Genomic DNA, 12,687 nt, shown 5'->3' on the forward strand with positions numbered 1-12,687 from the left:
TCATCGTCTTGCCCGGGCCGCAATTTTGCCGATAAGCAGGCCTGAGCGAGACTATGTCGCTGCAAAAAGATGCCGGCGACATTCGGCAGAACACGACTGACATGACAACAGGCGGCGCGCGCTCAAACATGACGGCTGGGGTGGCATTCCTGGCGATGACGGCACTCACGGCCGCGCTGCTGGCCGGATTCCTCGGCGCGCTGCATCCAGCCCTCGATTCGTTCTCGCATTTTCGTATTCACCTGAGCGTGCTCACGGCGCTGCTGGCGGTGGCGCTGCTTGCCAGTTCGTACCGGCTGCAAGCGGCAGCAGCGCTGCTCTTCGCCCTCGCCTGCCTTGCCACGACGGCCAGCGCACTGCCCAGGTTGTGGCCGCAGCAGGCGGTCGCCAAACCTGCCGACCGTATCGTCTACAGCCTGCTGCAGATCAATCTTCGCTTCGACAATCCGACACCCAAGAAGGTGCTGTCGCTGATCGGCCGCACCAATCCTGACGTGATCACCCTCGACGAGGTGTCGGGAATGTGGACGAGAGAGCTCGGCTATATCACCGGCGCCTATCCGTACCGCATCCTGTGCCCCTACCCCAACGGCGTGTTCGGCGTCGCGCTGCTCTCGCGACGGCCTTTTGCCGCCGGCACGGCGCCGCATTGCGAGCCGCGCGGTGCGATGGCTACCGCCACGGTCGATTTCGGCGGCACCGGCGTCGATGTCGCGGCAATCCATTTGAGCTGGCCCTGGCCGCGCGAGCAGTACTGGCAGATCGGCGAGCTGGCGGGGCCGCTTGCCGCGCTCGGCGAAACCGCCATCATGGCCGGCGACTGCAACGCCGTGCCGTGGAGCGCTGCAGTGCGTCGTGTCGCCTCGCTCGGCGGACTGAGCGTTATGCCGTCGGCCGGGCCGACCTGGATTCACCGGAAGCTGCCGGATTTCATCCGGCGCTTCGCCGGCCTGCCGATCGACCAGGTGTTCAGCAAGGGCGCCGTGACCATCCATTCGGCGACGCGGCTGGAAGACGCCGGCTCCGACCACTTGCCGGTGCTGGTCGAGTTCTCGTTGCGGTCCGACGGCCGACAGCCCGAGCACGAGCATCAGTCGGCGCTGGCGGCAAACGCACAACTTGGCAAGACGGGCAGTTAGCGTCGCATTGCTTCCTGCCACATCGCCGGTTTCTGCTTGTGCCGCTAAGGCCTGATCAAAGCAGCGACCAGGTGCTCGACATGACCGCCTTCGCGGTGCTCGCGGGCATCGAAGGCATTTTGCCTGGCCTCGTATTCGGCATAGACGGCCTGGATGCGTCGGCGCGCCTCGCTGCGCGCCTTGTAGCAATAGGGGTCGTTAGCGACCCTAAGACCGGTGATCGAGCGATCGGTGACGCGCATCATTTCCCGGGCAATGCGGCCATGGGTTCCCTCATGGGCGCGCACGCCGGCGAAGAACCGGTTCCAGCGCTTCTTCAACGCAGGCGTCGCTGGCGACGCCAAGCGGGGGAAAGTGTAGAAGAGACTGAGCGTTCCGTTTGCCTGCCGTATCCGGCACGAGCCCTTGTCCTGGATAACGCCAAGCTCCCAGTCGGCCGTATAGGCGGTCTGGGCGATGGCATGCGTCATGAAGCCGTGCTTGGGACCTTTGCTGCCCATCGCCTCGATGAGCGCCGCGCCCGAATTGCCGGCAATGTCATAGGTGCGCGTCTGGACCAGCACCCTGGTGCCGGCCGAAGCCTGCGGCGCGCAGAGCGCGCCGAGCGCGACAAGGCATGTCAGAACCGCCATGCGCATAACCGTCTCCTCCCTATCCTGAGGGAAAGGGAACACAAGCAGGCAGCGGATTCAACAGCCTTGAGGTTGCGCCGTCGCAACCGTATTGCTCTTGGTGCCGCCTCTTACCCGGCTCGAGCCAGCTTGTCCGGCAGGACGGCGGCTGTCGAGGCGGCCCGGTGAGACGTGAGGCTCACATGCCCTGGTAGACAGGCCCCTCTCCGCCTTGCGGGGGCACCCAGTTGATGTTCCGGTTCGGGTCCTTGATGTCGCAAGTCTTGCAGTGGACGCAGTTCTGCGCGTTGATGACGAAGCGCACGTCCTTGGCGGACGGATCGGCAGCGGCATTGCCGTCCTTGTCCACCCACTCATAGACGCCGGCCGGGCAGTAGCGGGTCGATGGCCCGGCGAACACGTCGTGCTCGGAACGCTGCTGCAGCGCCATGTCGCCGACGATGAGGTGCACGGGCTCATTTTCCTCATGGTTGGTGTTGGACAAAAACACCGAGGAGAGCCGGTCGAAGGTCAAGACGCCATCCGCCTTCGGATAAGCGATTTTCTGGTGCTTGGAGGCGGGCTCGAGCGTCGCATAGTCTGCCTTGCCGTGCTTCAGCGTGCCGAAGGGCGAGAAGCCGAACAGCGTGTTCAGCCACATGTCGAGACCGCCGATGCCGACACCGACGATGGTGCCGAAGCGCGACCACAGCGGCTTGACGTTGCGCACCTTCTTCAGATCCCTGCCGATGTCGCTGCCGCGCCAGGCGTCTTCATAGGAGGCGAGCTCGTCATTGGCCCGGCCGGCGGCAATGGCGTCCGCGACATGCTCGGCGGCCAGCATGCCGGACAGCACCGCATTGTGCGAGCCCTTGATGCGCGGCACGTTGACGAAGCCGGCCGCGCAGCCCATCAGCACGCCGCCGGGGAAGGAGAGTTTCGGCACCGACTGCCAGCCGCCCTCGGTAATGGCGCGCGCGCCATAGCCGATCCGCTTGGCGCCCTCGAAGGTGCCTCTGATCGCCGGATGAGTCTTGAAGCGCTGGAATTCCTCGAAGGGCGAGAGCCAGGGGTTCTTATAGTTCAGATGGACGACGAAGCCGACCGCCACCTGGTTGTCTTCGAGATGGTAGAGGAAGGAGCCGCCGCCGGTTTTCATGTCGAGCGGCCAGCCGAAGGAGTGCTGCACCAGCCCCGGCTTGTGGTTCTCAGGCTTGACCTGCCAGAGTTCCTTGAGACCGATGCCGAATTTGGCGGGCTCGCGGCCGTCGGCAAGCTGGTATTTGTCGATCAGTTGCTTGGCCAAAGAGCCGCGCGCGCCCTCGCCGATCAGCACGTATTTGCCCATCAGCGCCATGCCCGGAGCGTAGGCCGGGCCATGCGTGCCGTCCTTCTCGACGCCCATGTCGCCAGTGATCACGCCGGTCACGGCGCCGGCGTCGTTGTAGACAAGGCTCGCCGCGGCAAAGCCCGGATAAATCTCGACGCCGAGCGCCTCGGCCTTGGTCGCCAGCCAGCGGCAGACATTGCCAAGCGAGACGATGTAGTTGCCGTGATTGTTCATCAGCGGCGGCATCAGGAAGTTGGGCAGGCGGAAGGACCCGGCGGGGCCCAGCACCAGGAAATGATCGTCGGTGACAGGCGTCTTGAAAGGGTGCCCTTCCTCCTCGCGCCAGCCCGGCAAAAGGCGGTCGATGCCGATCGGGTCGACGACGGCGCCGGACAGGATGTGGGCGCCGACCTCGCCGCCTTTTTCCAGCACGACGACGGAAAGGTCGGGGTTGAGCTGCTTCAGACGGATCGCCGCGGCAAGGCCGGCCGGACCGGCGCCGACGATGACCACGTCGAATTCCATGCTCTCGCGTTCGATTTCGCTCATCTGCCCCTCGCTGGCTTGCCCTATTCTCGCATTTTGCTGGCTCACGCGCTGCATAGCGCATCAATTCGCGACGCGAAACCGGCGCTGACGTGACAAAGCCGATTTCGACAAAAAGTCGCGGTGTTCCATACGAAACGGCCATCGGACAGGCGACGGCGAAGCATAGGCCAGGGCCATGCAGTTGGAAGGCCAGGCCCGTCCGGCACGTTTTTAATTGTTCGACGGCTTGCTTATCGGCAATACTTGGCCCCATGCGCACTCCCGAGCCAACCGGCTTTTCATTGAAGCGCTTACTCTTCACGCCCGGCGTGCTCTGCCGCGCGGTTCTTCCGCTCCTCTTTTCGCTCGGCGCGGCCCAGGCCGATCCGCAGAAAGTCTGGGCGGCCGGCGCCTACTCCTTTTCCGACGAGCTCGGCGGCTTCCGCATCACCGGCGCTTCCGGAATCGGCACCAAGGATGACCCGCTGGTCATCACCGAGGAGCTGAATTCGGCGACGCCAGTGACGCTGACTATCCGCGCGATCAGGCCGATCGAAGCCTTCGGCAGGGCCGGCAACGTGGCCAATGGGGTTATGTACATGCGCATCGACGTGCTCAACAACAGCTCCCTGCCCTGGGTCGAGTTCCAGTTCGAGCTGCAGGAAATCCTCGACCAGCCGAGCGTGTTCGGCGACGGTCTCTCCTTCGACCAGCGCAACAAGAGTCCCGACAACATCGTCTCGAGCAACTTCGCCGATTTCGACCGCCAGTTCGAACCCTATGACCGGCTCTTGTTCAAGAACGGCAAGGTCGACCCGCTGAAGACGGCGACGTTCGAGTTCCTGATCACCGACTACACGCCACGCTGGACATTTTTCCTGGTGCAGGATCCGCGCATACCGACGGGCTGACAGACATTGCGCTGAATGGCGAATTCCGAGCGGTTGCAAATCTTTGCCGCGCGGACGATGGTGGCGCCATGACTGCCGCCTCCCCCAACAACCCGATCGATATCACAGAGCTGCTGGCCTTCTATGCCAGCGCCGGCGTTGACGAGGCGCTGGAAGACACGCCTGTCGACCGCTTCGCCGAGGCCAAGCCGAAGCAAGCCGAGCTCGCGCCGGCGCAGGCCGCGACCGCGCGTGAAAGCATGCCCCTGGAGCGGCCGGCATCGGAGCCCGGATTCGAGACAGGCCGGGCGGCGGAACGGCCGGCGGCATCGACCGGGCTGGACGCAAGCCAAGTGCCCGATGCGCCGCGGCGCCCGACGCTCACCACCGCCACGGTCCCCGACGAGGGGCAGATCAAGCTCGCGCGGCAGCTGGCGGCGAGTGCCTCGACGCTTGACGAGCTGCGTCAGCAGATGGCGGCGTTCGATGGCTGCAATCTCAAATTCACCGCCAAGAACCTGGTCTTCGCCGACGGCAACCCGAATGCCGACCTGATGCTCGTCGGCGAGGCGCCGGGCCGCGACGAGGACCTCGAAGGGCTGCCCTTCGTCGGCCGCTCCGGACGGCTGCTCGACAGCATGCTGGCAGCAATCGGCCTCGACCGGACATCGGCCTATATCGCCAACGTCATCCCGTGGCGCCCGCCGGGCAACCGCACGCCGACGCTGCACGAGACGGAGATCTGCCGCCCGTTCATCGAAAGGCAGATCGAGCTGGTCAATCCGAAGGTGCTGGTCAATCTCGGCGGCCCTTCCGCCAAGACGCTGCTCAACACGACCGAGGGCATCCTGCGGTTACGGGGTAATTGGCGCGTCCACACCACCCAGTCGGGCATTGCCATTCCAGCGATGCCGACGCTGCATCCGGCGTATCTGCTTCGCACGCCTGCACACAAGAAGCTGGCGTGGCGGGATTTTCTCGAGGTGAAGGCGAAACTGAGGGCGTTGGGGTGAAGCACCTTCCCTTCTCCCACAACAAGGGAGAAGGGGAGCGATAACCTCTTAGGTAATTGAATTACTCCCCTCGCCGCCCTACTCATCCCCCATGACAACACCCGACGTCTCCGCCGGCAGCCTCATTCGCGAGTGGCGCACGCGCCGGCGCATGAGCCAGCTCGACCTCGCCATGGAAGCCGATATCTCGCAGCGGCATCTCTCCTTCGTCGAAAGCGGCCGCGCCCAGCCTTCGCGCGAGATGGTGCTGCATCTGGCCGAGCAGCTTGCCATTCCTCTACGCCAGCGCAACCAGCTTTTGCTCGCGGCCGGCTTCGCGCCGAGCTTCAGCGAAAGGCCGCTGACCGATACGACGCTGGCGCCGGCGATGGCTGCGGTCGAGACGGTGCTCAAGGGCCACGAGCCCTTCCCGGCGCTGGCGGTCGACCGGCACTGGAACCTCGTTTGCGCCAACGCGGCGATCGGCCCGTTCCTGGCCGACGTCTCGGAGCCGTGGCTGCTCAAGCCGCCGGTCAATGTGCTGAGGCTCAGCCTGCATCCCGGTGGCGTCGCGCCGCGCATCGTCAACCTCGCGGAATGGCGCGCGCATCTGCTCGAGCGCCTCAAGCACCAGAACGACGCCACCGGCGACACCATGCCGATCGAGTTGGAGAAGGAATTGCGCGGCTATCCGTCCGGGCTGAGGAGCAGCCGGCCGGCGCCGGTCGAGCCGAGCGGCATCGTCCATCCGCTCAGGCTCGCGCATGGCGATCAGGTGCTGTCCTTCATCAGCACGATCACCGTCTTCGGTACGCCGCTCGACGTGACGCTGTCGGAGCTGGCGATCGAATCCTTCTTCCCCGCCGAGGAGCAGACGCGGACCATGCTGGTGCGGCTGGCGAAGGAGCGGACGGCCGCTTCGTAGGCTTACCCCTGCGGCGGCGTCGCCCTTCGGGTGCGCGTGCGCTCGAGGCCAAGTTGCCTTTCGCGCCAGATGATGAAGATGCCGGCGGCAACCACAATCACGCCGCCGATCAGCGTGTTGAGCGACGTCACATCGCCGAACACAAGATAGCCGATGACGACGCCGAGAATCATCGAGCTATATTCGAAAGGCGCCACGACCGAAGCCTCGGCGTGGCGGTAGGCGGCTGTCATCAGGATCTGACCGAGCCCGCCGCAGAAGCCGGCCATGACAAGCAGCGCGGCTTGCATCGGCGTCAGCATCTGCCAGCCGAAAGGCAGGGTGAGCAGCGCCAGCACGCTCGCCGTCGAGGAAAACCACAGCACGATGGTCGCCGTCTTCTCGGTCTGCACGAGATTGCGTACCAGAAGCATGGCGACGGCCGAGATCGCCGCGGCGATCAGCGCCGCCATGACGCCAAGCACCTCCTGGTCGTCGAGCGCCTCGTCGGAATTCAACAGCGTCAGTTCCGGCCAGGAAACGATCAACACGCCGACGAGGCCGAAGGCGACCGCGGTCCAGCGATAGACGCGGATCGTCTCGCCCAGGAAGATCGAAGAGAACACCACGACCAGCAGCGGCTGGGCATAATTCAGCGTGATCGCTTCGGGAAGTGGCAACCTGGTCAGCGCGAAGAAGCCGAGCCCCATGGCGCCGACGCCGACGACGCCGCGCGCGATGTGGTTGAACGGCCGTTTCGTGGTGAATGCGGTGGCAAGCTGTCCCTTGAAGGCCAGAAAGGCGATGATCGGCAAGATGGCGAAGAAGGAGCGGAAGAAGACGATCTGTCCGGCGGGCACGGCGCCGGCCGCCTTGATACAGGTCTGCATGCCGACAAAGACCGCCACGGAGACGATCTTCAGCGCAATGCCGCGCAGCATATTGTGGCCGACGGCATGATCGACGGTCATCTTGCCTCGTGACGATGGTCGGAAAACGAAGCCCAGAAATAGACCTTGGCGCAGTTTTGTCGAGTGACCGTTTGGTGTAAAGAGCGCGGACTTTAGAATTCCCCCACCAGCAAAGCCTGCTGCCCACCCGAATTGATAGGAAAAACGACGGAATGCGCACAGATACCGGCCATGTCTTCAAGCTCGAAGACTACCGCCCCAGCGACTATCTCATTCCGCGGACCAGCCTCGATTTCCGTCTGTCTCCGGATGCCACCCGCGTCACTGCCGTGCTCACCGTCGAGCGACGCCAGGGGGTCGCCGCTTCCACGCCGCTGGTGCTCGACGGCGACGGGCTGAAGCTGCTCGGCGTTGCCATCGACGGGCAGGTTCTCCCGGAAGCCGACTATCAGGCTACGCCCGACCAACTGACCATTCCGACGCCGCCGGCGGCACGGCGCTTCGAGCTTCGTCTCGAGACCGAGATCGCGCCGTCCAGCAACGAGTCGCTGATGGGCCTTTATCGCTCCAACAATGTCTATTGCACCCAATGCGAAGCGGAGGGGTTTCGCCGCATTACCTATTTCCTCGACCGTCCAGACGTCCTCTCGGTCTACACCGTGCGCATCGAGGCGCCGCACGCCGAGGCGCCGCTGCTGCTGTCCAATGGCAACCCCGTAGAAAGCGGGGCGCTCGCGGATGGCCGGCACTATGCCGTCTGGCACGACCCCTTCCCGAAGCCTTCCTATCTCTTTGCGCTGGTGGCTGGCGCGCTCGGCAAGGTCGCGGGAAGCTTCACCACCCTATCCGGCCGCAAGGTCGAGCTCGGCATCTATGTCGAGCCCGGCAAGGAGCGGCTCGCCGGCTACGCGATGGATGCGCTGAAGCGCTCGATGAAATGGGACGAGGAGGTCTTCGGCCGCGAATACGACCTCGACGTCTTCAACATCGTCGCCGTGTCAGACTTCAACATGGGCGCCATGGAGAACAAGGGCCTCAACATCTTCAACGACAAATATGTGCTGGCCGACGAGGAGACGGCGACCGATGCCGATTTCGCCAACATCGAGGCGATCATCGCGCATGAATATTTCCACAATTGGACCGGCAACAGAATCACTTGCCGCGACTGGTTCCAGCTCTGCCTGAAGGAAGGGCTGACGGTTTACCGCGACCACGAATTCTCGGCCGACCAGCGCTCGCGCGCGGTAAAGCGCATCGCCGAGGTGCGCACGCTGCGCGCGCATCAGTTCCCCGAGGACCAGGGGCCATTGGCGCATCCGGTCAGGCCGCGCCGCTACCGCGAGATCAACAACTTCTACACGGCAACAGTCTACGAGAAGGGCTCGGAAGTGGTGCGCATGATCCGCACCATCCTCGGCGCGGAGACCTTCCGCGCCGGCATGGACCTCTATTTCGAGCGGCACGACGGCGAAGCGGCGACGATCGAGGACTTCCTCAAAGTGTTTGAGGACGTCTCGGGCCGAGACCTCGGGCAGTTCGCTCTCTGGTACCATCAGGCCGGCACGCCGAACCTGACGGTGAGTTCCTCCTACAATGCGGCGGCCAAGGCATTGACGCTGGAGATCGAGCAGTCGGTGCCGCCAACGCCGTCTGAAAGCCGCAAGCGACTGATGCATATTCCCCTGACCTTCGGCCTAGTCGGCGCCGGCGGCAAGCCTGTCGCCTGGACAGCCGTCGATGGCGCCACCGTCGAGGACGGCATCATCCATGTCCGAAAGCGGCGGCATACGGTCCGCTTCTCGGGGGTTTCGGAGCGGCCTTCGGTGTCGCTCAACCGCGACTTCTCGGCGCCAATCACGCTCTCGGTGCAGCAGAAGGCCGACGACCAGTTCTTCCTGGCCAGCCATGACAGCGATCCTTTCTCGCGCTGGCAGGCCTTCAACACGCTGCTCACCGACGCGCTCATCGCGGCCTTCCGTCAGCTGCTGGGCGGCAAAGAACCGGCCTTCGACGCAAAGCTCGCCGAGCTTGCCGGAAGCATTGCCCGCGACGAGACGCTGGAGCCGGCCTACCGGGCGCTGGCTCTGTCGCTGCCCGGCGAGGCCGATATTGCGCGCGACATCGGCCAGGGCATCGATCCCGACGCCATTTTCGCCGCCCGCGAGGCGCTGGCGCGGACGATTGCCATGGCGAATCGCGAGATCTTCTCGGCCCTTTACGCCAGCCTGGCCGACAACGGTCCGTTCACGCCCGACTCGGCAAGCGCTGGGCGCCGCGCGCTGCGCAACATCCTGCTCGATTACCTGTCGCTCCTGCCCGAAGGCACGGCGCTTGCCGCGCGGCATTTCAACGCCGCCACCAACATGACTGACCGCGCCGCGGCGCTGACCGTGCTGGCACACCGTCATGCCGGCTCCGCGCAAGCGGAGGAGGCACTGTCGGCCTTCGAGGTGAGATACCGCGGCGATGCGCTGGTGCTCGACAAATGGTTCCAGATCCAGGCCGGAGTGCCGGGACCGCTGACCGTCGAAAACGTGCGCGCGCTGATGCAGCACCCTGCCTTCTCGATCGCAAATCCGAACCGGGTGCGCTCGCTGATCGGCACCTTCTCCAGCGCCAACCAGACCGGCTTCCATCTCGCCGACGGTCAGGGCTACCGCTTCTTCGCCGAGACCGTGCTGGAGGTCGAGAAGCGCAACCCGCAAGTGGCAGCACGGCTGGCGACGGCGCTCAGGTCCTGGCGCTCGCTGGAACCGGTCCGGCAGAACAAGGCAAGGCAGGCACTGCTGCAGATCGCGAACGCCGACAACCTGTCGGCCGACCTGCGCGACATCGTGGAGCGGACGCTGGTGTGATTAGCACTCTTCCCCCCTGGTGGGGGAGATCAGCAGTTTCGACGAATTTCAATCAACTTTTAATCTTTTTTGGCCGCGCCTCTGGACAAGGCGAATCACCTTTGATTCCTTATTGACGATTCGGACGTGCGGCGTAGCCGGATCGTCAAGTATGCGGCAAATCGGGGAGTGCCATTTATGGCGAAGACGGACGCGTGGGGCGCGCCCGGAGGGAGAGCTTTTGCGCGTCGCGAGGCAAGGAGCGGCGGGCCTGCCGGCAATGCGCGTCTGATCGCCGAACCCGCCTACCAGCGGCTGCTGGCGGCGGAACCGCTGCTGCGCCGCTCCATCCCCGCACTGATCATCATCTTCCTGATTGTCATCGCCGCACTGCGCTTCCTGTCGCTGGTGAACGACCGCGACGAGGTCGAACGCGACGCCAAGTCGGTGCTGGCGTTAGCCGCCGGCCAGATGGCACAGGCGATTACGGCCGACCCGAACGCAGCCGGCGTGAATGCGACGGACCTTCTGGAGAAGACCAGCCGCCAGGGCGCCATGGGCCGCAGCCACGTGCTGGCCATCACCGACGGCGCTTTCAAGATCCTCGCGGTATCGCCATTGTCGACCGGCTGGCAGGGACGCTCGCTGGACAGCCTCGTGCTCGGCGGCCAGCCGCTGTTCATGTTCGGCGACCGCGCCGGCGTTATGGATGTCAGCATCGGCGGCAAGGACTGGTTCGCCGCCGTCAGCCTCACCGGCGACCGCAACAACGCCGCGGCGGTGCTGGTGCCCAAGGAGGCGGTGTTCGACAGCTGGCGCAAGACGGTGTCGCTCAACGTCACGTTGTTCGTGCTGACGGCCGGCGTGCTGATCGTCATCCTTTACGCCTATTTCGGCCAGGCGGCGCGCGCCCAGGCGGCCGACCGCATCTATCTCGAAGCGCATCAGCGCATCGACATGGCGCTGGTGCGCGGCCGCTGCGGGTTGTGGGACTGGGACATGGTGCGCGGCAAGATGTACTGGTCGCGCTCGATGTACGACATGCTGGGCTACGAGCCCTGCGATACGATGCTGTCCTTCGGCGAGGTCGACGAGATCATCCATCCCGACGACGGCGACCTCTTCGAGCTCGCCAACCGCATCGTCGAGCGCGAGATCGACCATATCGACCAGGTGTTCCGCATGCGCCACGCCGACGGCCAATGGGTGTGGATGCGCGCCCGCGCCCAGGTGATCGACCCGGAAGCGCCCGAGATCCAGCTGATCGGCATCGCCGTCGACGTCACCGAGCAGCGGCATCTCGCGCTGCGCTCGGAAGCGGCGGACATGCGGCTGCGCACGGCGATCGAGAACATCAACGAATCCTTCGTGCTATGGGATGCCGCCGAACAGCTGATCATGTGCAACTCCAAATTCCAGCAGGACAACGGGCTCTCGGACCGCGACGTGATGCCGGGCGCAACCCGCGACATGCTGGAGGAGCGCATGCTCGCCTTCGCCTCGGAGCGCAGGCTGGCCAACGCCAACGGGCCGCATGGCGGTGTGACGCTGGAGCGCCAGCTCGCCGACGGACGCTGGCTGCAGGTCAACGAGCTCAGGACCAGAGACGGCGGCATCGTCTCGGTCGGCTCCGACATCACCCAGATCAAGCTGCATCAGGAAAAGCTGGTCGACAGCGAGCGCCGCCTGATGGCGACCATCCACGATCTTAGCCTCGCCCGCCGGGCCGAGGAGGAACGCGCCAAGGAGCTTGTCGAGCTCAATCGCAAATACATGAAGGAAACCGAGCGCGCCGAGGCCGCCAACCGGGCGAAGTCCGAATTCCTCGCCAATATGTCGCATGAACTGCGCACACCGCTCAACGCCATAATCGGCTTCTCCGAGCTGATGCAGCAAGGCCTGTTCGGACCGCTGGGTTCCGAGCGCTACGAGGAATATGCCAGCGACATCAACGGCAGCGGCAAATACCTGCTCGGCGTCATCAACGACATTCTCGACATGTCGAAGATCGAGGCCGGCCAGTTCTCGCTTGACCGCGAGGAAATCGACCTCTGCCCGCTGATCAGGGAAACGGTTCGCGTCATCTCGCTGCAGGCGGCGGAGAAGTCGATCACGGTAGAGACGCGCATCGCCGATGCGATGCGGCTCTACGCCGACCGCCGCGCGATCAAGCAGATCGCAATCAATCTGCTCTCCAACGCGGTGAAGTTCACCGGACAGGGCGGCAAGATCACGGTCAGGGCGCGCAGCGCCTCAGGCGCGCTGGTGCTCACCATCGAGGACAATGGCTGCGGTATCCCGAAGCAGGCGCTGAGCAAGCTCGGGCGGCCGTTCGAGCAGGTGCAAAACCAGTTCTCCAAGAACCACACCGGTTCCGGCCTGGGCCTCGCCATCTCGCGTTCGCTCGCCGAACTGCAGGGGGGCGCGCTGAAGATTCGCTCCACCGAAGGCGTCGGCACGATCGTGTCGGTCCGCATCCCGCTGAAGAAAGCGCCGCCCATGGTCAAGGTGGCGGCTTAGTTGGCGCGCTGAAATTCGAAACGCC

9 protein-coding genes are annotated in these 12,687 nt (G+C 64.6%); 6 read left to right on the forward strand and 3 right to left on the reverse strand.

Translation table 11 applies throughout. The features are described from left to right. Positions 1-128 precede the first annotated feature (128 nt). Complete coding sequence (locus A9K71_RS16225) at positions 129-1,139, forward strand: endonuclease/exonuclease/phosphatase family protein (RefSeq protein WP_082980562.1); 1,011 nt, start codon at positions 129-131, stop codon at positions 1,137-1,139. A gap of 44 nt (positions 1,140-1,183) precedes the next feature. Here the strand turns inward: A9K71_RS16225 and A9K71_RS16230 are convergent, their stop codons facing one another. Together A9K71_RS16230 and A9K71_RS16235 are read right to left on the reverse strand one after the other, a co-directional pair. Then, entirely contained in the window at positions 1,184-1,777 is a 594-nt protein-coding gene (locus A9K71_RS16230; protein WP_066997555.1) for a DUF922 domain-containing protein, read from the reverse strand. A 172-nt stretch (positions 1,778-1,949) separates the two neighbouring features. Next, positions 1,950-3,629, reverse strand: a complete 1,680-nt coding sequence (locus A9K71_RS16235; RefSeq protein ID WP_066998143.1) for an electron transfer flavoprotein-ubiquinone oxidoreductase — start codon at positions 3,627-3,629, stop codon at positions 1,950-1,952. 251 nt (positions 3,630-3,880) lie between these two features. Between A9K71_RS16235 and A9K71_RS16240 the strand changes: the two genes are divergently transcribed. The 3 genes from A9K71_RS16240 to A9K71_RS16250 all read left to right on the forward strand — a co-directional run bounded on the left by A9K71_RS16240 (position 3,881) and on the right by A9K71_RS16250 (position 6,415). Further along, complete coding sequence (locus A9K71_RS16240) at positions 3,881-4,519, forward strand: hypothetical protein (RefSeq protein ID WP_066997558.1); 639 nt, start codon at positions 3,881-3,883, stop codon at positions 4,517-4,519. 68 nt (positions 4,520-4,587) lie between these two features. Continuing rightward, positions 4,588-5,511, forward strand: coding sequence for a uracil-DNA glycosylase (locus A9K71_RS16245; RefSeq protein ID WP_066997561.1), 924 nt, complete (start codon positions 4,588-4,590; stop codon positions 5,509-5,511). A gap of 91 nt (positions 5,512-5,602) precedes the next feature. Beyond that, positions 5,603-6,415 carry a helix-turn-helix transcriptional regulator gene (locus tag A9K71_RS16250; protein ID WP_066997564.1) on the forward strand — a complete coding sequence of 271 codons (813 nt, stop codon included), beginning with the start codon at positions 5,603-5,605 and terminating at the stop codon, positions 6,413-6,415. Between the two features lie 2 nt (positions 6,416-6,417). Here the strand turns inward: A9K71_RS16250 and A9K71_RS16255 are convergent, their stop codons facing one another. Beyond that, a complete protein-coding gene (locus A9K71_RS16255; RefSeq protein ID WP_066997568.1) occupies positions 6,418-7,365 on the reverse strand; it encodes a DMT family transporter in 948 nt (315 codons plus the stop codon). A gap of 152 nt (positions 7,366-7,517) precedes the next feature. On the opposite strand from A9K71_RS16255, the gene pepN reads away from it, so the two are divergent. Both pepN and A9K71_RS16265 read left to right on the forward strand, forming a co-directional pair. Continuing rightward, positions 7,518-10,163, forward strand: coding sequence for an aminopeptidase N (gene pepN / locus A9K71_RS16260; protein WP_066997571.1), 2,646 nt, complete (start codon positions 7,518-7,520; stop codon positions 10,161-10,163). Positions 10,164-10,340: 177 nt separating this feature from the next. Continuing rightward, positions 10,341-12,662 carry a PAS domain-containing sensor histidine kinase gene (locus A9K71_RS16265; RefSeq protein ID WP_066997575.1) on the forward strand — a complete coding sequence of 774 codons (2,322 nt, stop codon included), beginning with the start codon at positions 10,341-10,343 and terminating at the stop codon, positions 12,660-12,662. The last annotated feature ends 25 nt before the right edge of the window (positions 12,663-12,687 follow it).

This window comes from Mesorhizobium sp. WSM3873 (assembly GCF_001672445.1).
GTDB lineage: Bacteria > Pseudomonadota > Alphaproteobacteria > Rhizobiales > Rhizobiaceae > Mesorhizobium.

Bases quoted from the DNA above. Each gene is read 5' to 3' on its own strand.
- A9K71_RS16225 (WP_082980562.1), top strand. From the start codon at position 129: ATGACGGCTGGGGTGGCATTCCTGGCGATGACGGCACTCACGGCCGCG.
- A9K71_RS16230 (WP_066997555.1), bottom strand. From the start codon at position 1,777: ATGCGCATGGCGGTTCTGACATGCCTTGTCGCGCTCGGCGCGCTCTGC.
- A9K71_RS16235 (WP_066998143.1), bottom strand. From the start codon at position 3,629: ATGAGCGAAATCGAACGCGAGAGCATGGAATTCGACGTGGTCATCGTC.
- A9K71_RS16240 (WP_066997558.1), top strand. From the start codon at position 3,881: ATGCGCACTCCCGAGCCAACCGGCTTTTCATTGAAGCGCTTACTCTTC.
- A9K71_RS16245 (WP_066997561.1), top strand. From the start codon at position 4,588: ATGACTGCCGCCTCCCCCAACAACCCGATCGATATCACAGAGCTGCTG.
- A9K71_RS16250 (WP_066997564.1), top strand. From the start codon at position 5,603: ATGACAACACCCGACGTCTCCGCCGGCAGCCTCATTCGCGAGTGGCGC.
- A9K71_RS16255 (WP_066997568.1), bottom strand. From the start codon at position 7,365: ATGACCGTCGATCATGCCGTCGGCCACAATATGCTGCGCGGCATTGCG.
- pepN (WP_066997571.1), top strand. From the start codon at position 7,518: ATGCGCACAGATACCGGCCATGTCTTCAAGCTCGAAGACTACCGCCCC.
- A9K71_RS16265 (WP_066997575.1), top strand. From the start codon at position 10,341: ATGGCGAAGACGGACGCGTGGGGCGCGCCCGGAGGGAGAGCTTTTGCG.